The organism is Bacteroides sp. K03 (genome assembly GCF_019734355.1).
Taxonomy (GTDB): Bacteria; Bacteroidota; Bacteroidia; order Bacteroidales; family Bacteroidaceae; genus Bacteroides; species Bacteroides nordii.
Genome location: NZ_JAASHC010000011.1, coordinates 53,043 through 78,493 on the forward strand (window position 1 = coordinate 53,043; position 25,451 = coordinate 78,493).

Here is a 25,451-nt window from a genome sequence, read left to right on the forward strand (position 1 = left end):
ACATTGTTGTGAGGTAAAAGTGTACACTTTATTATTTCTTGTTTGATTTAGCCGAAATTTACTCATTATTTATTTAATTCCCTCAGCGAGTTGTATAAAGGAAAAACAGATTAATACAAATATAAATACAACGAGAAACATGATTTGGAACGAAAGTATCGAATGCATGGACCGTGAGAGTCTTCGCAAAATCCAAAGTATACGGCTCAAAAAGATTGTGGAGCACGTTTATCACAACACCCCCTTTTATCGCAAAAAGATGCAGGAGTTAGGAATTACTCCGGATGATATTAACAGCATTGATGACATTGTAAAATTACCGTTTACCACCAAGTACGATTTGAGAGATAATTATCCGTTCGGACTATGTGCGGTTCCGATGAGTCAGATTGTGCGTATTCATGCCTCTTCAGGAACAACGGGTAAGCCTACTGTTGTAGGATATACCCGCAAAGATTTATCTTCGTGGACGGAATGTTTATCACGTGCCTTTACTGCTTATGGAGCTGACAGCTCGGATATCTTCCAGGTGTCTTATGGATATGGTTTGTTTACTGGTGGTCTGGGGGCTCATGCCGGAGCCGAGAATATCGGAGCATCGGTTATTCCCATGTCAAGTGGTAATACAGAGAAACAAATAACTCTGATGCATGACTTTGGCTCTACTTTGTTGTGTTGCACGCCTTCTTATGCGCTTTATCTGGCTGATGCGATTAAAGATTCCGGGTTTCCCCGTGAAGAGTTTAAGTTGAAAGCCGGTGCTTTCGGAGCTGAGCCGTGGACGGAGAATATGCGTCGTGAAATAGAAGAAAAACTGGGAATTAAAGCTTATGATATATATGGATTGAGTGAGATTGCCGGCCCGGGGGTGGGTTATGAGTGTGAATGCCAGCATGGTACACATTTGAATGAAGATCATTATTTTCCTGAAATAATTGATCCTCATACGCTGCAACCTGTTGAACCTGGACAAACCGGTGAACTTGTTTTCACTCATCTTACTAAAGAAGGAATGCCTTTATTGCGTTATCGTACAAAAGATCTTACTGCTTTACATTATGATAAATGTACTTGTGGACGTACATTAGTGCGCATGGATCGTATTCTGGGACGTAGTGATGACATGCTTATTATTCGTGGAGTTAATGTATTCCCAACTCAGATTGAGTCTGTCATCCTTGAGATGCCGGAATTCGAACCACATTATCTGTTGATTATTGATCGTAAGAATAATACGGATACGATGGAGCTGAAGGTGGAAGTTCGTGAAGACGCTTATTCTGACGAGATCAATAAAATGCTGGCATTGAAGAAGAAACTTACTTCTCGTCTGCAAAGCGTATTGGGACTGGGGGTAGATGTGAAGCTGGTGGAACCGCGTAGCATTGAACGTAGTGTAGGCAAAGCGAAGAGAGTGATTGATAATAGAAAATTGTGAGTTGTAACTTTTTAAATTTCAAATATTATGGTAGCAAAACAACTTTCTATCTTTTTGGAAAATAAGTCTGGTCGTTTGACGGAAGTGACTGAAGTGTTGGCAAAAGAAAATATAAATCTTTCTGCCTTGTGTATAGCCGAAAATGCTGATTTTGGTATTTTGCGTGGTATAGTATCTGACCCTGACAGAGCTTATAAGGCTTTGAAAGAGAATCATTTTGCCGTGAATATAACAGAGGTAGTAGGCATTAGTTGCCCTAATGTGCCAGGTGCACTTGCCAAAGTATTGCGATTTTTATCTGATGAAGGGGTATTTATTGAATACATGTATTCGTTTGCTAATAACAATACGGCAAATGTTGTGATTCGTCCTAATGATATGGAGAATTGTATTCGTGTACTCACAGAGAAAAAAGTAGATTTGCTGGCAGCAAGTGATCTGTATAGGCTTTAGAAGCTGGAAATTGGTAGCTGGTAGTTAGAATCTTTGCGGCATATAGTTAATCTGCATAGATTCCAACTGCCAGCTACTAACTTCTATATTCTATATTTCAACTCCTATTTTATATTAAAAAACATTGATTAATTGGTTTATTCCGCATGATTCTGTAACTTTGCGCATTATTTAAAATAGGATGAAGAAGAATATTATTATAACTCTGCTTGCAGCCGCTACACTTTCCTCGTGTGGAGAGTACAATAAGTTGCTAAAAAGTACCGATTACGAATATAAGTATGAGGCGGCAAAAAACTACTTCGCTAAAGGTCAATATGGGCGTTCTGCTACATTATTGAATGAGCTGATAACCATTCTGAAAGGTACCGATAAAGCAGAAGAATCTCTTTATATGTTAGGTATGAGTTATTATAATCAGAAAGATTATTCAACTGCTGCCCAGACATTTATAACCTATACCAATACTTATCCGCGTGGCACATTTGCTGAATTGGCAAGTTATCATGCAGGCAAAGCGCTTTATCTGGATACCCCGGAGGCGCGTCTGGATCAGTCTGGTACTTATACAGCTATTCAGCAACTGCAGACATTCCTTGAATATTATCCTGCAAGTTCTAAAAAACAGGAAGCTCAGGATATGATTTTTGCTCTTCAGGATAAGCTTGTTCTGAAAGAATTTATGTCTGCCAAATTGTATTACAATTTGGGTAATTATATGGGTAATAATTATGAGTCATGTGTAATCACTGCTCAGAATGCGCTAAAAGATTATCCTTATACTGATTATCGTGAGGATCTCTCTATCCTGATTCTTCGTGCTAAATATGAAATGGCTATTAATAGTATAGAAGAGAAAAAGATAGATCGTTATCGTGAAACTGTCGATGAATATTATGCTTTTAAGAATGAGTTTCCGGAAAGTAAGTATCTGAAGGAAGCCGAAAAGATATTTAATGCATCAACCAAAGTAATTAAAGATTAAATTATAAATAGATTTATGGATTACAAAAAAACGAATGCTCCTACTAACACCGTTACGCGTGACATGATGGAATTGTGTGCTGATACAGGTAATGTTTACGAAACAGTGGCTATCATTGGTAAACGTGCCAATCAGATTAGTGTGGAAATCAAGAGTGATCTTTCCAAGAAGCTTGCAGAGTTCGCTTCTTATAATGACAACCTGGAAGAAGTATTTGAGAATCGTGAACAGATTGAAATTTCTCGCTATTATGAGAAATTGCCAAAGCCTGCATTGATTGCTACACAAGAGTATATCGAAGGTAAGATTTATTATAGAAATCCGGCCAAGGAAAAAGAAAAATTGCAGTAAAAGAACGCAAGAAGTTAAGAATAGAATAACGTAGTAAGAATTAGATAGTCAAGTAGTAAGTAGGAAGAGTGTTCTTATTATTACTTGGCTATTTTTTTACTGTCGGTTATTTTTTTATCGTTATAAACTTTTAAAACTACTAAGACAATATGATTCAACGTATTCAGAGTATTTATTTGTTGCTTGTTACGGGCTTGTTAATAGCGAGTATGTGTTTGCCTGTAGGCTCTTTGATTAATTTAAATGGAGCGGTAAGTGTTTTTAAACCACTCGGACTTACAATGGGTGATACATTTCAGTCTACATGGGGGCTTTTTTGTATATTGATGCTGGCTGCAATTGTTGCATTTGCTACTATCTTTCTTTTTAAGAACCGTATATTGCAGATTCGTATGACTATATTCAATAGTTTATTATTGGTGGGGTATTATATGGCTTTCCTTGCTTTCTTCTTTGTGCTTCGTAGTGATGAAACTTCCTTTCAGTTTCATTGGGCGTTGTGTTTTCCATTGATTGCTATTATTCTCAATTATTTAGCCATACGTGCAATCGGTCGTGATGAAGCAATGGTGCACGCTGCTGATAGGTTGAGATAGATCATACAATATTGTATACTTTAAAAAAAAGATGCCACATCGTTCTGTAGGACGGTGTGGCATCTTTTTATAAGTAGGCTAATATTATTAAAATCTCTGATAATCTTAAGGGGCTGTATCTTTTGAATTATTTCTTCAAGTCAAACAGATAAGTCAACTTTATTGATATGGTATTGTGGGCTGCACGGTCAAAATCGTCTTTTTTGCTGGTATGGTAGAAATCGGATAACGCAAAGTAATATCTTCCTTCTAACAGAAAACTACCGGCTTTTTTACTTCTTACTTCAAGTCCACCTCCTCCGGTTATTCCATAGTCAAACTTGTTTTCTATCTTCTTTCCATATTCTTTTGCACTGGCAATTTGTTCGGCCGTCCATCCGCTTGCCTTCTCTGACTCACCTATTAAAAAACCTACCTGTGGTCCCAGATTGATAAAGAACTGTACACCATAATCTTTGCCAAATGCCAGATGGGCTAAAAAAGGAATATCTATGTAATTCATATTCCTGCTATAACTTCGGCTAAGGTCTTTTGTGCCGTCAGCTAATTCAAAAGCCTCTTCCCAACCTCGTTGTGAAAAGTTTAGCTCAACCTGTGCACCGCAAATCATAGCAAAATATTTCTCAGAGATATAACGGGCAGTCAGTCCGCCTGTGATTCCCATGGGCATGCTTTGCTTGATCTTTCGTTGAAAAGTTACTTTGTTGAGATTGACACCACCATTTATTCCGATGGCAAAATTGTGACGCATTTCGCCAATCTGTGCCATTGCCGGAAAAGCAATGCCTATTAGTAACACTACTGTTATGATTGTTGTTTTTATATGTGTCATCTTATTCAAAATCAAGCTTTACTAATTCAAAGTTCTTTGTAAAATGAACAAAGAATACCTTTTTGTTGATGAAACCTCCCCAGTTGTTCACCCGTTGAAATTTAAATCCGGTTTGTATAGGGGTCAGATCCATTTTAGGTAGATTCTTTTCCAGTTCGGAGCCATATCTGGATAATCCTTTCAGGAAGAAGAATCCCGTATCAAATCCTAACATTCCGTATTGAGGATAATTGATGGCCATATCTTTGCTATACCATTTGTGATAAGAGTTAATGAAGTTGATAGCTGCCGGAAGCATGTTGTTTGTATAAAACGAAGAGTAAAAATATGTATCCAGCTCAAAGAAACTGTCCAGGTGATCTTTTGTATAAGTCTGCCATTCCGGGTAACCAAAAAGGTGTACGTTAGCGTCTGGATTTTCTCTTACCAGTACAGTTAGCTGCGGAATGATTTTAATGAGTGTCACGTCACTACCAGACGTAGGGATAAAAATATTTTCTTTATCACTGCGTAGAGCTTCCTTCATCGCTTGTGCTGTGGCTGATTCGGGGAGTGTCTTTACCGGAATTCTTTTGTTTGTCAGTTCCTGTTTCAGTCCTTTGATAAATTCTGTTTTATCTTTATCTACCGTCGTAGCTTCCAATATGATTATATTGGCATTGGAGAACTGACGTATAAAGTGTTCATATACCTCTGAATACAGATAGGATTGTGGAGTATTAATCTGATAAATAAACGGATTGCTAAATACCTCTTCTTCTTTTGAAGAGAAAGGAATAACCATACGAATATCATGTTTCTTAGCAAAAGTTGCCAGTGCTTTTGTGTGCTTTGACTGTGACGGACCAAAGATAATATTCATCTTTTTCATTTCGTCTTTAGCAAGAATGCTATTTAGAGAAGCATTGTCGTCTCCACAATTATAAGCATAAAGATCAATAGAAGTGCCTGTACGTTTCAGGCTGTCTACAGCAAGAAGAAATCCTTCGTAATATTCAACCATGCGCTTATCTTGAAGGAAAGGCAATAATATGGCTGCTTTTATGGTGCTTATCTTTTCCGGTGCTTCTTTGCTGGCCAGGAATAGTTCCTTATCAGTAGGAGGAGTTATGTCTTTATTTTCCTGAGGTGCCACAGGTTTTGCCGAAGGGTAGGGGATGCAAAGGAACTGTCCTTTTTTCATCCCTTGTTTTAGTTCCGGATTAGCATCAATCAGTGCCTGTTCGCTGATTCCGTATTCGCGGCTGACGCTGAAAATGGTTTCACGTCGTTTTACCTTATGCATATCTTTGCATCTGGATTGAACAGGACCCTGAACGGTGGTAGTCGATGGAGAAGTTGTTGCAACGTCCTGAGTCAAAGGAGTGGCAGTGGCTTGGGCAACTTCTTCGGCAGAAGGAATGCGGATCACTTGCCCGATACGGAAATTTTCGGCACTAAGTCCGGGGTTGGCTTCACAGATTGCTTTAGCCGATACATTATATATTGTAGTTAGTTTATATAAGGTTTCTCCAGCTTCAATGGTGTGGAACTTTTCATCTTGTTTTGATGCTTTTTGTTTCTGAGGAATCCGGATTGTTTGTCCTGCATAGATTTTCTCTTCACATCCCGGGTTTAACTGTATGATATCTGATTGACTGACTCCATACATACTGGATATGGAATATAAACTTTGTCCCTTTTCAATGGTGTGAAGGAAGTAAGATTGATTCTCCTGAGCATGAAGGCTCATACAAGAGATGCTTATAAAAAACAGAAGAAAGAGTATTCGGCTTATTAAGGGTCTCATCAATTTTTAAACTATTAGTTCTTAAAATCAGGCAACAAAGGTACAAATTCTGATATATATCTGCCTAATAATTGAGTTAAGAAAATAATATTGTGTTTCTTTAAGACCATAATTCAAGTGGAAACATTAATTTTGCAGATGTTATGTCACTACACAGATTATCTTATATAATATTGTTCTGTCTTGCCTTTCCTTTTTCAGAGGGTTGGGCACAGATTAAGTTAAATCCTGTGGCTATATTGCTACTGGAGAATGGTACTGATCCTACAGAGCCTAAGACGCTTGAGGCCGGTGGAGAACCATATGTGGGGTCGGCTCCACTTAAATTTCGTTTTGTGGCCAATATTGAGTCTCCTTCTCCAACATTACGTTATGAATGGAATTTTGCATCTGATGAGGCATTTAATGATCCTATAAGCGGGTCACCACGTTATGAAGAAGAAACCATTTTTGATTTTGTTACTTCGGGGACATTCTATGTCAGGTTACAGGTGAGCGATACGGAAACAGAAGACGGACCAACTTCGGTATCAGATGTGTTTATCATTCAGGTACCTGAGTCGGAATTGAAAATACCTAATGCTTTTTCACCTAATGGAGACGGCATTAATGATATTTTTAAAGTGAAGTATAAATCACTTGTTAGTTTCGATGCTGTTGTGTTCAATCGCTGGGGACAGAAGTTATATCAGTGGGGATTGACGGACATTGATAAGGGATGGGATGGAACATCCCGTGGGCATCAGGTGCCTGTAGGCGTGTATTTTATCGTAGTAGAAGCACGTGGTGCAGATGGAGTCGTGTATAAACATAAAGGAGATATAAATATACTGAGGTAAAAAGGATATGCAGGAAACAGAATATATAAATGTATACGGTGCGCGTGTACATAATTTGAAAGATATTGATGCTGAAATTCCCCGTAACAGTCTGACAGTTATTACCGGATTGAGCGGAAGTGGTAAATCTTCTTTGGCATTCGATACGATATTTGCTGAGGGACAACGACGTTATATTGAAACCTTTTCAGCTTATGCCCGTAATTTTTTGGGTAATCTGGAGCGTCCTGATGTAGATAAAATAACCGGATTGAGTCCGGTGATTTCCATCGAACAGAAAACAACAAACAAGAATCCCCGCTCTACAGTGGGTACAACAACGGAGATCTATGATTATCTCCGTTTGCTCTATGCCCGTGCCGGAATAGCTTACTCTTATCTCTCAGGAGAGAAAATGGTGAAATATACCGAAGAGCAGATACTTGACCTTATTTTAGGAGATTATAAAGGCAAGAAAATCTATATGTTGGCACCGTTGGTGCGTGCCCGTAAAGGACACTATAAAGAACTGTTCGAACAAGTACGTAAGAAGGGGTATCTTTATGTACGTGTAGATGGTGAGGTACGTGAAGTGACGCATGGTATGAAGTTGGATCGCTACAAGAATCATGATATTGAAGTAGTGATTGATAAAATGATAGTGGGCGATAAGGACGATAAACGTCTGAAACAAAGTGTTGCCACAGCAATGCGTCAGGGTGACGGATTACTAATGATATTGGACGTCACTACCGGAGAACTCCGTCACTATAGTAAGCGTTTAATGTGCCCCGTAACCGGACTGTCCTACAGGGAACCGGCTCCGCATAATTTCTCTTTTAACTCTCCGCAAGGAGCCTGCCCAAAGTGTAAGGGACTTGGAGTAGTGAATCAGATTGATATCGATAAGGTGATTCCTGACCGGAACATGTCTATCTATGAAGGTGCTATTGCTCCGTTGGGCAAATATAAGAATGCAATGATATTCTGGCAAATCGGTGCATTGCTTGAAAAGTATGAAGCCACATTGAAAACTCCGGTTAAAGATTTGCCGGAGGATGCTATGGATGAAGTGCTGTATGGATCGGATGAACGAATTAAGATAAAGAGTTCACTCATTGGCACCTCTTCTGATTATTTCGTAACGTATGAGGGTGTAGTGAAGTATATCCAGATGTTGCAGGAGAAAGATGCTTCGGCTACAGCTCAGAAGTGGGCAGAACAGTTTGCCCGTACTACCGTCTGTCCTGAATGCAAGGGAGCGAAACTTAATAAAGAGGCATTGCATTTCCGCATTCATGATAAGAATATCAATGAACTCTCCAATATGGATATCAGCGAGCTTTATGACTGGTTGCAGAAGGTGGATGAGTTTCTGTCTGATAAACAAAAGAAGATTGCAGCCGAGATATTGAAAGAAATTCGTACACGCCTGAAATTCCTGTTGGATGTAGGGTTGGATTATCTATCTCTCAATCGTAGTTCGGTGAGTTTATCGGGTGGTGAGAGTCAGCGTATTCGATTGGCAACACAGATTGGTTCACAGTTAGTGAATGTGCTTTATATTCTGGACGAGCCGAGTATCGGACTTCATCAGCGGGATAATCTGCGTCTGATTAACTCATTGAAGGAATTGCGCGATATGGGTAATTCTGTGATTGTGGTAGAGCATGACAAAGATATGATGTTGGCTTCTGATTATGTGATTGATATGGGACCTAAAGCGGGCCGTCTGGGTGGTGAAGTGGTATTTGCCGGTAAGCCACAGGAGATGTTACAGACGTCTACATTAACCTCGCAGTACCTGAATGGTCAGCAGAAGATAGAAGTTCCTGCCAAACGCCGTCCCGGTAATGGTAAGTCATTATGGCTTCGCGGTGCAAAAGGAAATAATCTGAAGAATGTGGATGTGGAATTCCCATTGGGTAAATTGATTTGTGTGACCGGTGTATCGGGTAGTGGCAAATCTACGTTGATAAACGAAACATTGCAGCCTATTCTTTCGCAGAAGTTTTATCGCTCTCTTCAGGATCCGTTGGAATATGGTTCGATTGAAGGATTAGAGAATATTGATAAAGTGGTCAATGTAGATCAATCTCCGTTGGGACGTACACCACGTTCCAACCCGGCTACCTATACAGGTGTTTTTTCTGATATTCGCAATTTGTTTGTAGGATTACCGGAAGCAAAGATACGTGGTTATAAGCCGGGACGTTTCTCGTTCAATGTGTCTGGCGGACGTTGTGAAGCGTGTTCCGGGAATGGTTATAAGACAATTGAAATGAACTTTCTGCCGGATGTATATGTACCCTGCGAAGTGTGTCATGGCAAACGTTACAACCGCGAAACTTTGGAAGTACGTTTTAAAGGAAAATCCATAGCCGATGTGTTGGATATGACTATCAATCGTGCAGTTGAATTCTTTGAAAATGTGCCACAAATTCTGAATAAGATAAAAGTGATACAAGACGTTGGTTTGGGATATATTAAGTTAGGGCAGTCGTCAACTACTCTTTCCGGTGGTGAAAGTCAGCGTGTGAAGTTGGCTACCGAACTCTCAAAGCGTGATACCGGTAAGACACTTTATATCCTTGATGAACCTACCACCGGACTGCATTTTGAAGATATCCGTGTGCTGATGAATGTACTGAATAAGCTTGTAGATAAGGGAAATACGGTTATTGTGATAGAGCATAATCTGGATGTAATAAAGATGGCAGACTATATCATTGATATGGGCCCGGATGGTGGAAAGGGAGGAGGAAAACTTCTCAGTTTCGGTACGCCTGAAGAGGTTGCGAAGAGCAAGAAAGGATATACGCCGAAGTTTCTTCGCGAGGAACTTTCCCTTTAGCGAGGAATACCGTTTCCGGTAGCGGATTTTACCGGACTTGTACGCCTGCTGGTGGTAAAGAAAACTGAAAATATATACCTTAAGATGAAGAATCAATTGTTTATTTTATCGTTGTTATTTGTTTCTCGGTATCTGCCAATAGTGGTGCCATACTGGATAGCCTGTGAAAATGGTCAGACAAGATGGTGTGAAAACCTTTAAGTTTATGAAAAAATAAAAAGATACTTCGTTACTATACGCAGGAGATATGCGTTTGAAGTATTATAAAGGTGTATTTCCCCCGGTAAAAACGAATCAACGTTTTTGCCGGGGGATAATTTTTTCCTATTTTTGTTCTCCGAAATCTATAAACAGAAAGAAATAAGTCATGAAAATAAATAAAACCAATGCTGCCCGCTTGTTAGATAAGGCTAAAATATCTTATGAACTAATTCCTTACGAGGTAGATGAAGATGATTTGAGTGCTGTACATGTGGCAGCAAACTTAGGCGAGAATATCGATCAGGTATTTAAGACTCTTGTTTTGCATGGAGATAAGACCGGGCATTTTGTTTGTATTGTTCCCGGCGACAAAGAGGTGAATCTGAAACTTGCTGCTAAAGTATCCGGCAACAAGAGTTGTGATATGATTCCGATGAAGGAACTTCTTCCTACTACCGGATACATTCGTGGTGCCTGTTCACCTATCGGGATGAAAAAGCATTTTCCTACCTACATTCATGAGACCTGTCTTGAGTTTCCGTATATTTATGTAAGTGCCGGCCAGCGGGGGTTACAGATAAAAGTGGCTCCTAACGATTTAATTAAGGAAGCACGCGCTGAAGTTTGTGTCTTGTTCACTGAATAATTCAAAAAAAAGTATATATTTGCAGAAATTATACTTGAAATGACAATTCAAATTATTAATTAAATATTTATATCTTATGTTTAGTAAACACCCTAAAGGGTTAATCCCAGCCGCTTTGGCCAATCTTGGCGAACGTTTCGGCTTTTATACTATGATGGCAATCCTTGTTCTTTTCCTGCAAGCTAAGTTTGGGCTGGATGGAAAGACCGCAGGGATTATTTATTCAACGTTTTATTTCTCTATTTACATCCTTGCCTTGGTAGGGGGTATTATTGCCGATAAAACACGAAACTACAAAGGAACGATTATGGTAGGTATTGTTTTGATGGCCTTAGGTTATCTGATGCTTGCTATTCCTTCCAAAACTCCGGTTGACAATCAAACTTTATTTTTAACTATCACCTGTATCGGATTGTTTGTTATTGCTTTTGGTAACGGACTTTTTAAAGGTAACCTGCAAGCATTGGTCGGACAAATGTACGACAATCCTCAGTACTCTTCTATGCGTGACTCCGGTTTCTCATTGTTCTATATGTTCATCAATATAGGTGCTATTTTTGCTCCGATGGCAGCAATCGGTGTACGTAACTGGTGGTTGTCTACTTTCGGTTATGCCTATAATGCCGATCTGCCTGCTCTGTGCCATGGGCAGTTGGCTCAGACTTTAACTCCGGAAGCTATCGAAACTTATACCAGATTGGCCTCAGAGTCTTCTTCTACTCCTGTAACCGATCTTACAACTTTTGCTGCTGATTATCTGAATGTATTTACTACCGGTTTCCATTATGCTTTTGCTGTTGCTATTGTAGCAATGGCTGTTTCACTTCTTATCTATATGTTGAATAAGAAGAACTTCCCGGATCCAAGTAAGAAAGCTGTTGCTGATAAGAGCAATACTGCTGCAACTGTAGTAGAGATGAGTGCACAAGAGGTAAAGCAGCGTATTTATGCTTTGTTTGCTGTATTTGGTGTTGTTATTTTCTTCTGGTTCTCTTTCCATCAGAATGGTTTGACGTTGACATTCTTTGCAAAAGAATACACCGATCTTAATCTCTTCGGAATGCCTATCTCGGCTGAATTGTTCCAATCGTTGAATCCTTTCTTTGTGGTGTTCCTTACTCCGGTGATAATGGCTGTATTTGCTCGTCAGCGTGCGCGTGGGTGTGAACCGTCTACTCCGAAAAAGATAGCAATCGGTATGGGAATAGCAGCTTTGGGATTTGTTGTAATGGCCATTGGCTCTTATGTTGCCGATTTGCCTCTGCATAAAGAAATCCTGGCTGTAGGAACTTCACCGGTGAAAGTCACTCCGTTGTTGTTGATGTTGACTTACCTTATCCTTACAGTTGCTGAATTGTATATTTCTCCGTTGGGAATCTCGTTTGTCTCCAAAGTGGCTCCTCCTAAATATCAGGGTATCATGCAAGGTGGATGGCTTGGTGCTACTGCTATAGGTAATCAGTTGCTTTTCATCGGTGCTGTGCTGTATGAGACAATTCCTATTTGGATGACATGGACAGTATTTGTGGTGGCTTGTAGTATTTCGATGATTACAATGCTCTTTATGCTGAAATGGCTGGAAAGAGTGGCTAAATAAGAAATAGTTTTATTACCATAGAATATGGCGAGGGTATCTAATCTTTTTAGATATCCTCGTTTTTTTTATTTTGCTCCTTGTTCATAATGTGAACCCAGTCTTCCTTTCTGTACGGTTTTGAGTGTATTTCACCACAGAGTAACACAGAGTTCCACAGAGTAGTCTTTATCTGATGAAACGCGGATTAACACAGATGAACACAGATTAAAAGACTGTAGTTCTTTATCATATATTTGTTTCCCTTTGTGAAAATTTGCGTTCATCTGCGTTTTAATAAAGATTTAAACTCTGTGTTACTCTGTGGTGAGTTCATTTCTGATCAGTTTAATAGTAAATATCATTGTGTCTTTCTTCAAAAAATCACAGATACAGCACTGCCTAATGTCATAATCTGTGTACATGTCTTATCAGACTTCACAGGAGTAGGTATCAGATTATAATCCAGAAAGAATCTTACTCCCAGATTTTGTTTTGCCAGGAAAGTAAACGAAGCACCTGTCCCCATACTGAATCCACCTCTGCTACCTATCACTGCTACAGGCAAGTTACAGGATGAATAGTAACTATAGCCTGCCAGAACCTTGCTTCCTACCAGTAGGCGTGGTGTGATGGGATATGAGAAATAGATTCCTACATGCCCAGCTAAAAGATCGGTTGACTCTTCCAGTGCCTCATTATTGAATATCACTGCCATGTTGATTGCCGAGAAGCGCCCACCTAATCCTATATATGGGTTGAGAAACCAGGCTCCTTCCAGTCCGGCAGTACTACCGGATGAAAAGTGGAATCGGTCTTTATCGGATAGAGTGTAAGTACCTGGGGCAACATTGAGTCCCAGATAAATGCCAAAGAAAGAGGGATTAATTTTCCATTCAAAATCACTCGAAGTAGAAAAGTTATGGATACCTTTATCTTTGAATATAAGATCAGCCAGAAAATACCCAAGTTCTGTTGATAAAATGCCAAACCCGGCTCCTGCCAATACGTCACTCAACCAATGCTTGTTATTTGCCATACGGGTAAGTCCCGTTGCTGTAGCCACTGAGTAGGCGCCGATACTATACCATGGACTACGTTCTCCATACTCCTTATGCATCATAGTAGCCGTCATAAAGGCCGTGGCTGTGTGTCCGGAGGGAAAAGAATGATTGTTGGAATTGTCGGGACGTGTTACTCTGGTCTGTGTCTTTAATCCGTTAACTATTGAAGTCATTATAATGGCAGAAAAAGCATCGGATACAAGCATGCGTCCCCATGAACTACGTCCTTTTACACCGCCAATCTTCATACTTAACATTGTTACAGCGGGGAGGTATTGAAGATAATCGTCATAATGTTGTTTGAAAGAGGGCAGACGGCTGTTGCGTAATCCACGAAAATGATCGTCTTCACTTTTCACAATAAGACCGCCTATTACAAGTGGTACACCTACATAAGTCATTTGGTAGACTCGTGAATTGGCTATTTTATGCATTGTATACTGGAAGCGGTTTGCCGGTACTGATGGAGTGAGTGATGGCAATGAATCAGTCAGATTTGGCTCATTTGCAGAGTGTAAGAACGGACAGATATAGCATAGCAATAATATAAGAATAAGCTTCATAATCTAGTAGTAGTTTTAATCGCTACAAAGATATAAGGCAATTCTGTAAGAAAACTGAATTTATACAGAAATAAATTCAATTTATCGTTTACTATGATAGTATACTAATCTGTGTTGTATTATTGTTTTTTCTTTTATCAGTTTTAAGTTGTTGTATTACAGTAAACTTTATAAGTATATAAACTGGTGTGTATATAAATAAAATGCTGGTATATGTGATGATTCGGTATATGTTTTGTTATGGACTATTACACATATTACTGTATAAAGAAGGTTTGATAAACTAAGAATCATAAAGTACTGCATTGTTTTATTTTTTTTCTGATTATTTAGGTGGGTTTCTCTCACTTTGTAGATAAAATTAGGCGATTTGTTTCTTTATTTTGTTTTTTATCTGTGTTTTCTTACATATTAAATTAAATTTCGTATAACTTTGTGGCACAAGATAAAATTGCAAGGTAAACAATTAAATGAATCCTTATCATATAGAAACCGAATTACTTATTCAATTAAGGAATGGAGAACACAATGCTTTTCGCCGTTTGTTCGATCTCTATTATGCATTGATGTGCGCTATAGCCTATGAATATATAGAGGATGAATATATATGCCAGGGTATAGCCGAAGATGTATTGCTATCGGTATGGGAAAAACGGAAGCAACTTGACATTAATATTTCGTTGAAAGGGTATTTAATCCGTTCGGTGCGTAACAGGAGTATTGATTATTTGCGTAGTAATGTGCAGGAAACCAAGGTTGTGCGCATGAGTACTATTGATGAATATGAAACTTGTTTTATTGCTGACGAAGAGTTGTTTGATAAAATAGCTTTATTGGAGCTGGAGGATAAAATAGAAGAGATAGTGTCAACATTGCCAATTGAATGCCGGACTGTATTCCAAATGAGCCGGTTTGAAGGGCTTTCTAATCAGGAAATAGCAGAACGTCTGAATATCTCTATCAATACAGTTAAATATCATATTAAAAAGGCCCTATCCGTACTAAAAGAAGGGCTTGGTGACTATCTTTTTGCTATAGTTGTTGCATTTGTCTTTTTGTTTAGACACTAATATCTGAAAATACAGCTCTTTGTGTGATTAAATTCGCCATAATTGTTTTTTCTTGAAATTTTTTTTAGAATTTCACTACCCCTACATCTTAAAAATCTCGTCTCCCTATTAAAAGGACTTAATATGGGTGAAAATAATAATATAATTGAAGAACTTATTGATAAGCAACTTTCAGGGCTTCTGTCTTCTGAAGAGTATACTTATTTGCGGCAATGGTATAATGCCAGTCCGGAAAATAAGAAACAGTATGAGGAGTATTGTATCTTAAAAAAATATCTGCATGTTCTGAATAGCAAAAAGCGTTTTAGACCTTCGGTTGAATCTGCCTATAAGCGCTTTGTGGTCAGAATAGGAACTGTAAGCAGGAAGCATCGTACACTCTCTCTGTATAGAACTTTGCGTTATGCGGCTATTTTATTACTTGTTTTTGGTTTGGGAGGTACTACCTTTTATTTCATTCAAAGTCACTATATTCAGACTCGGCTAACACAAACGATAGAAATTCCGTTTGGTTCTAAATCAAAAATTGTTTTGCCGGACGGTACAACCGTCTGGTTAAACTCAGGGAGTATTCTTTCGTATGAAAATAATTTTGGAAAAAATAACCGTGACGTAAAGTTAAGCGGCGAAGGTTACTTTGAAGTAACTAAGAACCGGAATTTGCCATTCAAAGTTTTTTCGGGTAAGGTACAGGTAGAAGTATTGGGTACCAAATTCAATTTTAAGTCTTATTCGGATGATGAAAGTGCTAAAGTGACTCTTGTTGAGGGAAGCCTGAATGTAGGAATTGAGGATAAGAAACAAGAAGTTCATCTGGTTCCTAATCAGCAGGCTATTTTTGATAAGGCAAAAAAGGATATGAAGGTGAAAAATGTGAAGGCCGATCTGTATGCCATGTGGACTTTACCTAAAGAAGAGCCTATTGATAAGAAACAAATAAACGTAGATAAGGTCCTGACAAAAACAGAAAATCCGAATATAACTCTACGGAATACTTTATTTTTTGATGAGGAATCTCTTATTCAGATTGTCCGCGATCTGGAAAGGGTTTTTAATGTACAGATTGAAATAAAAGATGAAAAGTTGAAGTATGAAAAATTCTATGGAGATTTTAGAAATGAAGAAACTTTGTATGATATTTTGAAAATGATGGCAGAAAGTAACAATTTACACTATGTTGTCGATAATAATAAAATAGTAATATCAAGAAAATAGGAGGGAATCTATGAGGAATAAGATATAAAAACAAAGAGTCGGGTTCTGTTGGCGCACTCCCGACTCCGGTCTCAGCATATAAAAACATATTGTTTAATATATAAAGATGTTACAAATGTATGAAAATAAGTTGAATAGCATCCTGAAAATTAGTACTATTTTAATAGTTTTATTATGTAGTAAGAATTTATTGGCTCAGGATGTTACATTATCTCTGAATCTTAAAAATGTTACAGTCAAAGAAGCACTGGAGCAGTTGAAAAATGATACAAAATTTTCATTGTGGTTCAATGTCAATGATGTAGAATTATCTAAAATTGTCACTGTACAGTTAGAGAATAAAAGCATTGAAGATGCTTTGAAGATTATTTTGGACGGTCAGAATCTGAATTTTGAAGTTAAAAATAAGCGTATACAGATTTTTAAGCATAAAACAAATGCAGAAAAGCCGAAACAGAAAGTCAAAAATATAACCGGGCAGGTTACCGATGAGAGCGGAGAGGTATTGCCAGGCGTGACAATACAGATAGAAGGAAGTACCTCTACGGGTACAATTACAGATTTTGATGGGAAATTCCAATTAGATGTTCCTGATAATGCCAGAAGGTTTATTGTTTCATACGTCGGAATGAAAACTCAGGAACTCAATATAGCTCCCGGTTTTACTAAAATAGTATTACTTTCGGATTCTCAGGAATTGGATGAAGTTGTTGTTACCGGATACCAGAAGATAGACCGCAGATTGTTTACTGGAGCTGCCGATCGTATTTCGGGTGATAAGGCAAAGGTTGACGGAGTAACCGACATTAGTAAAATGCTACAGGGGAAAACGGCAGGAGTGCAGGTACAGTCTGTATCCGGTACATTTGGTGCCGCTCCGAAGATACGCGTTCGTGGTGCATCTTCCATATATGGTAACCAAAGCCCTTTATGGGTAGTTGACGGGGTAGTCCTCGAAGATATGGTGGAAGTATCTCCGGATGATTTGTCTTCCGGAAATGCAGCTACTCTTATCAGTTCAGCTGTTGCCGGATTGAATGCTGACGATATTGAGAGTTTTCAAATATTGAAAGATGCTTCGGCTACTGCACTTTATGGAGCGCGTGCAATGAACGGAGTAATTGTTGTGACGACAAAGAGGGGTAAGAAAGGCACTGCATCCATTAGTTATACAGGAGAGTTTACCATGCGTACCCGTCCTTCGTACTCGCAATATAATATTATGAACTCAAAAGATCAGATGTCTGTCTATCTGGATATGGAGCAGAAAGGTTGGCTGGATCATGCTACAATTTCACGGGCTGAGAATGGAGGGGTATTTTTTCAGATGTATGATCTTATTAACCAGTTTGACAAGACTAACGGACAGTTTGGGTTGATGAATACACCTCAATCCCGTTCGCGTTTTTTGCAGTCAGCAGAGATGCGTAATACAGATTGGTTTAGTATTTTGTTTAAACCAACTCTTCAAAGTAATCATTCACTAAGTATTTCATCAGGAAATGAACGTTCCCGTTTCTATACTTCTCTTAGTTTTTATAATGATCCGGGTTGGACAGATGCAGATAAGGTAAACCGCTATACTGCCAACATGAATGCTTCATTTGATTTGAATAAATACCTGACTTTCGGAGTAAATACCAGCGGATCAATTCGTAACCAAAGGGTTCCGGGAACCATGGATCGTGACATGGATGCCGTGAATGGAGAATATACACGTGATTTTGATATCAATCCTTTCAGTTATGCATTGAATACGAGTAGGACAATGTCAGATCGTACAGTTAATGGGGATCCTGAGTATTACCGGATGAACTATGCTCCTTTTAGTATTCTGAATGAAATGAATTCCAACTTCATTGATATGGATATGATGGACCTGAAGTTGCAAATGGAATTGAATTATAAGCCTTTCAAGAGTTTGGAGCTGAATGCTTTGGGCGCAATAAGGTATGTTAAGTCTACACAGGAACATAAAATATACGGTAATTCTAATATGGCAATGGCCTATCGTGCAGCAGATGATGCTACCATTCGTGATAAAAATAAGTTCCTTTATAAAGACCCGGATAACCCGGATGCATTGCCTGAAGTGGTAATGCCCGAAGGCGGTTTTTATAATACGACTAATAATACGATGCTAAGTTACTACTTTCGGGCAACGGCCAATTATAATAAAATGTTGTTTGGGAAGCACCCTTTTAATTTGATGGTTGGCCAGGAAGTAAAGTCTGCCGACCGTAAAAACGGTTTTAATAATGGTTACGGATATCAATGGGATAAGGGGGGTGTTCCTTCTGTTGACTATCGCATCTTGCAGCAGATATTGGTAGGAGGTTTTGATTATTATGGAATGGAAGAAAATTATGATCGTTTTGTTGCCTTCTTTGGAACTGCCAGTTTTTCGTATAATGGGAAATATACTTTGAACTTAACCGGACGTTATGACGGTTCGAATCGTTTGGGACGTGCGCGTGATTCCCGTTGGTTGCCTACCTGGAATGTCAGTGGTTCATGGAATGCTTTGGAAGAAAGTTTCATGAAAACCCAGACTCTTTTTTCTGCATTGACATTGAGAGCTACCTATGGATTGACAGCCAGTATGGGACCAGCCAGCAATGCTTTGGCTATTTTCAGAAATCAGGTTACTTTTCGCGATACGCAAGGAAACAGAGAGAATCAGGTTTTAATAAGCTCATTGCAGAATTCGGAACTTACCTGGGAGAAACAATACGAAACGAATGTAGGTATTGATATGGGATTCCTGCGTAACCGGATAAGTTTGAGCGCAGACGTTTATTTCCGCAACGGATTCGACCTGATTGGTTATATGCGTACATCCGGAATCGGGGGAGAAGCGATGAAAGCTGCGAACTATGCAGATATGAAATCCCGTGGTGTAGAATTTACATTAAATACAAAGAACATCGTTACGAAGAATTTCAACTGGACTTCTAATCTGACTTTCTCATTCAACCATAATGAGATTACGAATCTAAAATCAATGCCCAGAGTCATCGACCTGGTGAAAGAAGAAGGAGGCCCTTTGCAAGGTTATCCTGTGAGAGGACTGTTTTCGTATCAGTTCAAAGGATTGGATAGCAACGGATTTCCCACCTTTATCAATGAAGACGGAGAATTGACTTCTACTGATATTAATTTTCAGGAAAATAATAATATCGGCCATCTGAAGTATGAAGGTTCTATTGATCCAAAAGTAACCGGTGGATTTGACAACGGTTTTACGTACAAAAACTGGAAGATGAACGTGTATTTCACTTATCAGTTTGGTAATGTGATTCGTCTGTATCCGGAGTTCTCTGCTGTATATTCGGATATGAGTGCTATGCCGAAAGAGATGAAAAACAGATGGATGCAGGCTGGAAATGAGAAATATACCGACGTACCGGGTATTCCTTCAAAAAGGCAAGTCTCTAATATAGAGAATCTCAATGTGGCTTATAACGCTTATAATTACTCGGATGCGCGGGTTGCCAACGGTGCCTTTATTCGTTTGAAAGAAATTTCTCTTTCTTATGATTTCAAAGGAAACTGGATGAAAGCGGTCGGGATGAATAATTTGCAGTTACGTTGCGTTGCTTCCAACCTGTGGCTGATTTATTCTGATAAAAAGTTAAACGGACAGGATCCTGAATTTTTCCGTTCGGGTGGTGTGGCAATGCCTACTCCGAGACAATTTACTTTGTCTGTGCGAACAAGTTTCTAACCATGATAAAATCAAGATATGAAAGTACGATATTATATATTTATCTCAGCTGCGGTTCTTTTGTCCGGATGCAATGATTTTCTGGATAAAGTGCCTGATAATAGAACAGAACTGGATAATGCCAAAACTATATCCGAACTATTGGTCTCGGCATATCCTAACCGAGCTTATGTTGAATTCTGTGAGGCCATGAGTGACAACGCCGAAGATAAAGGAGTGGCCATTCAGTCGGACAGGGCTGTTGAGGAGTCTTTTAAGTGGAAAGATGTTTCGTATACCTTACAGGATTCCCCTACAGGCTATTGGAGTTCATGTTATGAAGCAATTGCTGCTGCCAATCATGCTTTGGAAGCTTTGGATAAACTGGGTGGAATGGATACGCAGGCCCAGCGTGGTGAAGCTTTGGTGGCAAGGGCTTATTGCCATTTTATGCTGGTGAATATTTTTGCTCAACATTATGATCCGGCAACAGCCGATAAAGATTTGGGTGTTCCATACGTTACTGAACCCGAGACTGTAGTGTTGAAAGACTACAAGAGGGAGAGTGTAGCAAAAGTGTACGAATTGATAGAACAGGATTTGAAAGAAGGGCTTTCTCTGATCCAGGATCACACTTATACCGTTCCTAAATACCACTTTACGAAGGCTGCCGCACATGCTTTTGCCAGTCGTTTCTATCTATATAAAGGTAATTGGGACAAGGTGATCGAACATGCTAATGCCGTTTTTGGTACAGGAGATGTTGCTTCTCAGTTGCGTGACTGGATTACTCATGGACAACTGTCTACTTCCGTTCGTGAGAAAGAGTATACATCTGCCGAGCAGCCCTCTATTTTACTGTTGGCTTCATCTTTGACAAAGATTGCCCGTTACCAGGAGTTTTATAGATATGGCTTTAACAGTTCTTTGGAGTCGAAGCTGTTTCGTAGTGCCAAGGTAAATGCGATTGGCTTGCCCTGGGCGTATGTACTTGAGAAGTGGCAGGCAGATAAAGGTGATCCGATTACCATGCTCAAATGGAAGGAGTATTTCCAACAGATAGGCATCAATGCAACGACTGGTTATTTGTATGCCATGATTCCCATTCTTACTAAAGATGAAGTGCTGCTTAACCGTATAGAGGCTTATGCCATGAAGAAAAGGTATACGGAAGCTTTGGCAGACATCAATGCTTTTTATAGCAAACGGACTTTGTCTTATGATGTTTCTAAAAACGTAAAAGCCGAAGATATAACAAAGTTCTATGCGGATTATGCCCCACTGAATCCTTTCTATGAGATGGATACGGAGCAGGCAGCATTTGTGCAATGTGCCGTAGAACTTCGCCGGGTGGAGTTTGTGATGGAAGGCATGCGGTGGTTTGATGTGAAGCGGTTTGGTATAGAAATCGTTCATTATCCATATGGTATGCCCAGTCAAAAGGATGTGTTGGTCAAACGCGATCTTCGTAGAGCCGTTCAGGTACCGAGTGATGCTATTGCCTATGGTTTAACACCTAATCCCAGATAAATACATATGATTATGAAAAAAGTATTGATGCTATTGGTTTGTGCATTGAGTGTGGGACTGTTTCACTCATGCTCGGAAGATTTGGGAGAATCAGGTATTGAAATTCCTGAGTTCAATCTCAAAGATTTGACTCCTACGGATTTGTATATCTATAAAAATTATACGAAACCCTACAATGTCGAAGTGATTTATCGCTGGAAAGATAGTGAAACGGATGTTGCCAAGAATCTGGTTCCGCCGGAGGAAGAGAAGGTAGAACCTTTCCTTGAAATTTTAAAAACTGTCTGGGTCGATCCTTATGTGGAAGAAGCAGGTAGCAATTTTCTTAAAGGATTGATACCGAAACAAATATTATTGATAGGAAGTGCAAGTTACAATCCCGACGAAACGGTGACGCAAGGTACTGCAGAGGGAGGGCGTAAAATGGTATTGTATGAAATAAACAGCTTTAGTCCGCAGAATGTCACGAAGTTGAAGAGGTTTATTCATGTGATGCACCATGAATTTGCCCATATAATGCATCAGCAAGTAGCTTATAGCCGGGATTATCGTACTATAACGACCGGATATTCTTCCAGTTGGTATCTGCGTTCCAATGAATATGCTCAGGAAAGAGGATTTATAACAAATTACGCCATGTCTGCACCCGATGAAGACTTTGTGGAAATGATAGCTACTATGCTGACAAATAATAAAAGAGACTGGGATATAATGATCAATACGATCAAAAGTGAAGATGCCCGTTCTGCTTTACGCAAAAAAGAGGCAATTGTGGTGGGGTATCTAAAGGATGTATGGGACATTGATTTGTATCATTTCCAGGCGAAAATGGATGAAGTAATAAAGAATGTGGTATTAGGAGATTATTAGGAATTATGAGAAAATTGACTAAATATCTGAATAGAGGAATATGGATGCTATTTTTCATGGCTCTATTCTTCACTTCATGCAAAAATGAAGTGGATGATGTGTTTGCACAATCGGCGAGTGAAAGAATGAAGACTTTCTTAAAGCAATGCGATGATATACTGCAAACAGCTCCTAATGGCTGGCGACTGGATTACCAACCGGCTAATGCTGTTTCTTACGTTAGCTTCATCATGAAGTTTACGGGTAAGGACAGGGTTTATATGTGGTCCAACTATGAAGATGAATCTACTACTACCTACAATCTCAATTCGGGTGAAGGACCGATGCTGTCATTTGATACATACTCAGTGATTCATACTTATGCCGATCCTTCTACTACTCCTTTGGGTGAGGGGTATAAAGGTGACTTTGAGTTTATTATTATGGAATTGACGCAGGACTCTCTGGTTTGCAAAGGACGTAAAAATCAGGACCGGGTGGTATTTAAGAAAGTAGGTGCGGGAGAACAACATAAGATTCGCCTTATCCGTGAAATGGATATTGCCTCGATCTCTAATAATTCATTTTTTCATTGTCTGAAGTCTCCTACGGCAGCTACGGCAGATGTGACGCTATCAGATGATAAGAAAGAACTGGTATTTAAGGAAATGCAGGGAGAAACGGTAAAGACATCATCTGCTGCTTTCACCTTTACAGATACAGGATTTGATTTAACTGCTCCGGTGACGGTTAATAGTAAGAGTATTCAGCATTTCGTATGGAACAATGCCAAGGCCAGGTTTGTAGCCGAGAATACGGATACATTGATGACGTCCAAAACTCCATTAATTGTATATCCTACTTTACAACAGGCTGCCGGAAATACTTACAGGCTGATCGGAGGAAGTTATGATGTTCAGGGTTGGGTTGAATTATACAAATATAAATATCCGAACTATGCCGGTGCCCAGCTGACTATGGATGTAGACGGTAAAACAGGTTTCTCCGTATTGCTTAGTATTGATGGTAAAGATGCACCTCAAACTGTATTGGCCAAAGAGATAAAAAAGCAGAGAGATGACATTGCTGTCTTTGTGAGATATGGGAAGGATGAACCGGAAGGGTGGATCGGAGATGAGGTAATCAATATCTACGATAATATCATTGGTATTCAGATGTACTCTTACTTTTTTGATTCAACCGGACACTCTGTGGTATTGAAGGACAATAAACTCTATCTGGTAAACACTAAGAAGAACTGGGTTTGGATGGAGTTTGAGAAAGTGAACAAATAAATTACAGATATAAACTAAATGAGAATTTTATGAAAAAGGAATTTAAATGGGTAGGCGTAATGCTGTTACTGCTTGTCTCATTCGTTAGTTGTTCGAAGGAGGACGAACCTTCACTGTCTGTTTCGAAAGAAACAGTGAACTTTACAGCTTCGGCTGATGAAGAAATAATAACTGTAAGTACTAATCAGGCTACCTGGAAAGCGGTACGTCCCGAAAAAGACGATTGGTGTAGTTTAAGGTTTGAAGGTGCTTTGCTGATTATTGAGGTGGACGATAATTTGAAAGTGCAGCCACGTACGACAACGGTCACCGTATATGCAGGTAATATCACAAAAAGTATTGCGGTGGAGCAAGCAGCTGCCAATGAAGCATTATCATTTGTGCCGGATAAAGTGGAACTGGATGCCAGTGGAGAAGCTGTGAATGTAACCATAACGACGAATACAGATTCATGGACTTACAATGTTGATAAAACGTGGTGTAATGTATCTCGCAATGGAGATGTATTATCCGTTTCGGCAGATGAATATACGGATGGTGAACCCAGATCTGCTGTTATTACTGTCAAAGCCGGCTCTTTGAGCAAGGATATCACTGTAACCCAGAGCAATACGGGTATGGCATATGCTATTGATGTACCTGCTGATTTTTCGGCCAGCTACGTACAGAAAATAATGTATGGTGATGTACAGATTGCTGAGGTATGCAAAGAGTTTATTAAAACAAGTACTGTCTCCGAACAAATGGTTGTGGTATATCCGGTTGTTTCCGGAAAGGCTGACTTGACTAAAGGGCTTGCTGTGAAAGACGGTGGTAATGTAGTGTGGGATATTGCTAAAAACAGTTGTACTTATACAGCCGGAACAGCTGGAAGTCCTTTACAAAAAGTATATCTTGAAAAAGATAAGCTGGTAGCGACTTCTGCTTCTAAACTACAGAGAAACACGAGTGCTAAGGCAGATATATTGGTTGATTTAGACTATAACAAATACCGTGTTGTTAAAATTGGTACTCAATATTGGATTGCAGATAATTTTAAATGCGAAAGATATAGCAATGGATCTCCTATTAATAAAATAACCAGTGGCGCGGATTGGAAGAATGATACGGAGGGGGCTTTCTGTTATGTAAACAATGATCCGACGAATTACAAAGAGGTATTTGGAGCTTTGTATAATTGGAATGCAGTTGTGAACAGTAATAAACTTGCTCCGGAAGGATGGGATATACCTACTCAGCAGGATTTCTTATCTCTGAAAACTTATATTGTTCCGGGTGCCGATCCTACTAAAGCCATCAAATGTACTTCCTATCTAAAAGCAACCGATGGGTACTGGCAGGCTTCTACAAGTGTTACACCCAATAATCTGACCGGCTTTTCTATGCAACCGGCAGGCTGGAGAACATTGGATACTTCAGACTTTACCTATTCATTTGACAGATTTGGCTATGAAGCCTACTTCTGGAGTACTACTGAATATTCGGGAGAAGATCCGTTTAGTAGAAATAGCGTCTATGTAATGAGAGCAGCTTATAATACGGATAATAGTACCCAAGGACCTTTGGGTAAAGTGTTCGGCATGTCTGTTCGTTGCATTAAAAGATAAATATACAGGGGCTCCC

19 protein-coding genes are annotated in these 25,451 nt (G+C 39.3%); 16 read left to right on the forward strand and 3 right to left on the reverse strand.

Annotated features, from left to right (window positions below):
- Positions 1-139 precede the first annotated feature (139 nt).
- The 5 genes from HCG69_RS09910 to HCG69_RS09930 all read left to right on the forward strand — a co-directional run bounded on the left by HCG69_RS09910 (position 140) and on the right by HCG69_RS09930 (position 3,823).
- Entirely contained in the window at positions 140-1,438 is a 1,299-nt protein-coding gene (locus HCG69_RS09910) for a phenylacetate--CoA ligase family protein (RefSeq protein ID WP_221649917.1), read from the forward strand.
- Between the two features lie 27 nt (positions 1,439-1,465).
- Complete coding sequence (locus HCG69_RS09915; RefSeq protein ID WP_221649918.1) at positions 1,466-1,891, forward strand: amino acid-binding protein; 426 nt, start codon at positions 1,466-1,468, stop codon at positions 1,889-1,891.
- Positions 1,892-2,072: 181 nt separating this feature from the next.
- Positions 2,073-2,876 carry an outer membrane protein assembly factor BamD gene (locus HCG69_RS09920; protein ID WP_007485988.1) on the forward strand — a complete coding sequence of 268 codons (804 nt, stop codon included), beginning with the start codon at positions 2,073-2,075 and terminating at the stop codon, positions 2,874-2,876.
- A gap of 15 nt (positions 2,877-2,891) precedes the next feature.
- A complete protein-coding gene (locus HCG69_RS09925) occupies positions 2,892-3,227 on the forward strand; it encodes a DNA-directed RNA polymerase subunit omega (protein ID WP_221649919.1) in 336 nt (111 codons plus the stop codon).
- A 149-nt stretch (positions 3,228-3,376) separates the two neighbouring features.
- Positions 3,377-3,823 (forward strand): DUF4293 domain-containing protein, encoded by a 447-nt coding sequence (locus tag HCG69_RS09930; protein WP_221649920.1) that lies wholly within the window; start codon positions 3,377-3,379, stop codon positions 3,821-3,823.
- Positions 3,824-3,950: 127 nt separating this feature from the next.
- Here HCG69_RS09930 and HCG69_RS09935 read toward each other — a convergent pair whose 3' ends face one another.
- Positions 3,951-4,655, reverse strand: coding sequence for a porin family protein (locus HCG69_RS09935; protein WP_221649921.1), 705 nt, complete (start codon positions 4,653-4,655; stop codon positions 3,951-3,953).
- Position 4,656: 1 nt separating this feature from the next.
- Positions 4,657-6,444, reverse strand: a complete 1,788-nt coding sequence (locus tag HCG69_RS09940) for a LysM peptidoglycan-binding domain-containing protein (protein ID WP_221649922.1) — start codon at positions 6,442-6,444, stop codon at positions 4,657-4,659.
- Positions 6,445-6,587: 143 nt separating this feature from the next.
- Between HCG69_RS09940 and HCG69_RS09945 the strand changes: the two genes are divergently transcribed.
- The 4 genes from HCG69_RS09945 (at position 6,588) to HCG69_RS09960 (ending at position 12,560) form a co-directional block, all read left to right on the forward strand.
- Entirely contained in the window at positions 6,588-7,283 is a 696-nt protein-coding gene (locus HCG69_RS09945; protein ID WP_221649923.1) for a gliding motility-associated C-terminal domain-containing protein, read from the forward strand.
- A 7-nt stretch (positions 7,284-7,290) separates the two neighbouring features.
- Positions 7,291-10,116, forward strand: coding sequence for an excinuclease ABC subunit UvrA (gene uvrA / locus HCG69_RS09950; RefSeq protein WP_221649924.1), 2,826 nt, complete (start codon positions 7,291-7,293; stop codon positions 10,114-10,116).
- Between the two features lie 367 nt (positions 10,117-10,483).
- Positions 10,484-10,963 carry a Cys-tRNA(Pro) deacylase gene (gene ybaK / locus HCG69_RS09955; protein WP_002562639.1) on the forward strand — a complete coding sequence of 160 codons (480 nt, stop codon included), beginning with the start codon at positions 10,484-10,486 and terminating at the stop codon, positions 10,961-10,963.
- Positions 10,964-11,039: 76 nt separating this feature from the next.
- Positions 11,040-12,560: a peptide MFS transporter gene (locus tag HCG69_RS09960; protein WP_221649925.1), complete on the forward strand. Its 1,521-nt coding sequence runs from the start codon at positions 11,040-11,042 to the stop codon at positions 12,558-12,560.
- 352 nt (positions 12,561-12,912) lie between these two features.
- Here HCG69_RS09960 and HCG69_RS09965 read toward each other — a convergent pair whose 3' ends face one another.
- Entirely contained in the window at positions 12,913-14,163 is a 1,251-nt protein-coding gene (locus HCG69_RS09965) for a phosphatase PAP2 family protein (RefSeq protein ID WP_255585686.1), read from the reverse strand.
- Between the two features lie 470 nt (positions 14,164-14,633).
- On the opposite strand from HCG69_RS09965, the gene HCG69_RS09970 reads away from it, so the two are divergent.
- The 7 genes from HCG69_RS09970 to HCG69_RS10000 all read left to right on the forward strand — a co-directional run bounded on the left by HCG69_RS09970 (position 14,634) and on the right by HCG69_RS10000 (position 25,435).
- Entirely contained in the window at positions 14,634-15,233 is a 600-nt protein-coding gene (locus tag HCG69_RS09970; RefSeq protein ID WP_221649926.1) for an RNA polymerase sigma-70 factor, read from the forward strand.
- Between the two features lie 123 nt (positions 15,234-15,356).
- Positions 15,357-16,448, forward strand: coding sequence for a FecR family protein (locus HCG69_RS09975; protein ID WP_221649927.1), 1,092 nt, complete (start codon positions 15,357-15,359; stop codon positions 16,446-16,448).
- Between the two features lie 115 nt (positions 16,449-16,563).
- On the forward strand, positions 16,564-20,175 hold the full coding sequence (locus HCG69_RS09980; RefSeq protein WP_221649928.1) for a SusC/RagA family TonB-linked outer membrane protein: 3,612 nt from the start codon (positions 16,564-16,566) through the stop codon (positions 20,173-20,175).
- An 18-nt stretch (positions 20,176-20,193) separates the two neighbouring features.
- Complete coding sequence (locus tag HCG69_RS09985) at positions 20,194-21,684, forward strand: RagB/SusD family nutrient uptake outer membrane protein (RefSeq protein WP_025867756.1); 1,491 nt, start codon at positions 20,194-20,196, stop codon at positions 21,682-21,684.
- Positions 21,685-21,696: 12 nt separating this feature from the next.
- Entirely contained in the window at positions 21,697-22,554 is an 858-nt protein-coding gene (locus HCG69_RS09990; RefSeq protein WP_122201603.1) for a putative zinc-binding metallopeptidase, read from the forward strand.
- A 5-nt stretch (positions 22,555-22,559) separates the two neighbouring features.
- On the forward strand, positions 22,560-23,828 hold the full coding sequence (locus HCG69_RS09995) for a DUF4302 domain-containing protein (RefSeq protein WP_002562632.1): 1,269 nt from the start codon (positions 22,560-22,562) through the stop codon (positions 23,826-23,828).
- Positions 23,829-23,857: 29 nt separating this feature from the next.
- Positions 23,858-25,435: an FISUMP domain-containing protein gene (locus HCG69_RS10000; RefSeq protein ID WP_221649929.1), complete on the forward strand. Its 1,578-nt coding sequence runs from the start codon at positions 23,858-23,860 to the stop codon at positions 25,433-25,435.
- Positions 25,436-25,451 lie beyond the last annotated feature (16 nt).

Excerpts from the sequence above, each read along its gene's own strand:
- HCG69_RS09975 (WP_221649927.1), top strand. The coding sequence starts at position 15,357 with ATGGGTGAAAATAATAATATAATTGAAGAACTTATTGATAAGCAACTT.
- HCG69_RS10000 (WP_221649929.1), top strand. The coding sequence starts at position 23,858 with ATGAAAAAGGAATTTAAATGGGTAGGCGTAATGCTGTTACTGCTTGTC.
- HCG69_RS09995 (WP_002562632.1), top strand. The coding sequence starts at position 22,560 with ATGAGAAAATTGACTAAATATCTGAATAGAGGAATATGGATGCTATTT.
- HCG69_RS09940 (WP_221649922.1), bottom strand. The coding sequence starts at position 6,444 with ATGAGACCCTTAATAAGCCGAATACTCTTTCTTCTGTTTTTTATAAGC.
- HCG69_RS09990 (WP_122201603.1), top strand. The coding sequence starts at position 21,697 with ATGAAAAAAGTATTGATGCTATTGGTTTGTGCATTGAGTGTGGGACTG.
- HCG69_RS09910 (WP_221649917.1), top strand. The coding sequence starts at position 140 with ATGATTTGGAACGAAAGTATCGAATGCATGGACCGTGAGAGTCTTCGC.
- HCG69_RS09980 (WP_221649928.1), top strand. The coding sequence starts at position 16,564 with ATGTATGAAAATAAGTTGAATAGCATCCTGAAAATTAGTACTATTTTA.
- HCG69_RS09925 (WP_221649919.1), top strand. The coding sequence starts at position 2,892 with ATGGATTACAAAAAAACGAATGCTCCTACTAACACCGTTACGCGTGAC.
- HCG69_RS09920 (WP_007485988.1), top strand. The coding sequence starts at position 2,073 with ATGAAGAAGAATATTATTATAACTCTGCTTGCAGCCGCTACACTTTCC.
- HCG69_RS09935 (WP_221649921.1), bottom strand. The coding sequence starts at position 4,655 with ATGACACATATAAAAACAACAATCATAACAGTAGTGTTACTAATAGGC.
- HCG69_RS09915 (WP_221649918.1), top strand. The coding sequence starts at position 1,466 with ATGGTAGCAAAACAACTTTCTATCTTTTTGGAAAATAAGTCTGGTCGT.
- HCG69_RS09945 (WP_221649923.1), top strand. The coding sequence starts at position 6,588 with ATGTCACTACACAGATTATCTTATATAATATTGTTCTGTCTTGCCTTT.
- HCG69_RS09985 (WP_025867756.1), top strand. The coding sequence starts at position 20,194 with ATGAAAGTACGATATTATATATTTATCTCAGCTGCGGTTCTTTTGTCC.
- HCG69_RS09930 (WP_221649920.1), top strand. The coding sequence starts at position 3,377 with ATGATTCAACGTATTCAGAGTATTTATTTGTTGCTTGTTACGGGCTTG.
- HCG69_RS09970 (WP_221649926.1), top strand. The coding sequence starts at position 14,634 with ATGAATCCTTATCATATAGAAACCGAATTACTTATTCAATTAAGGAAT.
- uvrA (WP_221649924.1), top strand. The coding sequence starts at position 7,291 with ATGCAGGAAACAGAATATATAAATGTATACGGTGCGCGTGTACATAAT.
- HCG69_RS09960 (WP_221649925.1), top strand. The coding sequence starts at position 11,040 with ATGTTTAGTAAACACCCTAAAGGGTTAATCCCAGCCGCTTTGGCCAAT.
- ybaK (WP_002562639.1), top strand. The coding sequence starts at position 10,484 with ATGAAAATAAATAAAACCAATGCTGCCCGCTTGTTAGATAAGGCTAAA.
- HCG69_RS09965 (WP_255585686.1), bottom strand. The coding sequence starts at position 14,163 with ATGAAGCTTATTCTTATATTATTGCTATGCTATATCTGTCCGTTCTTA.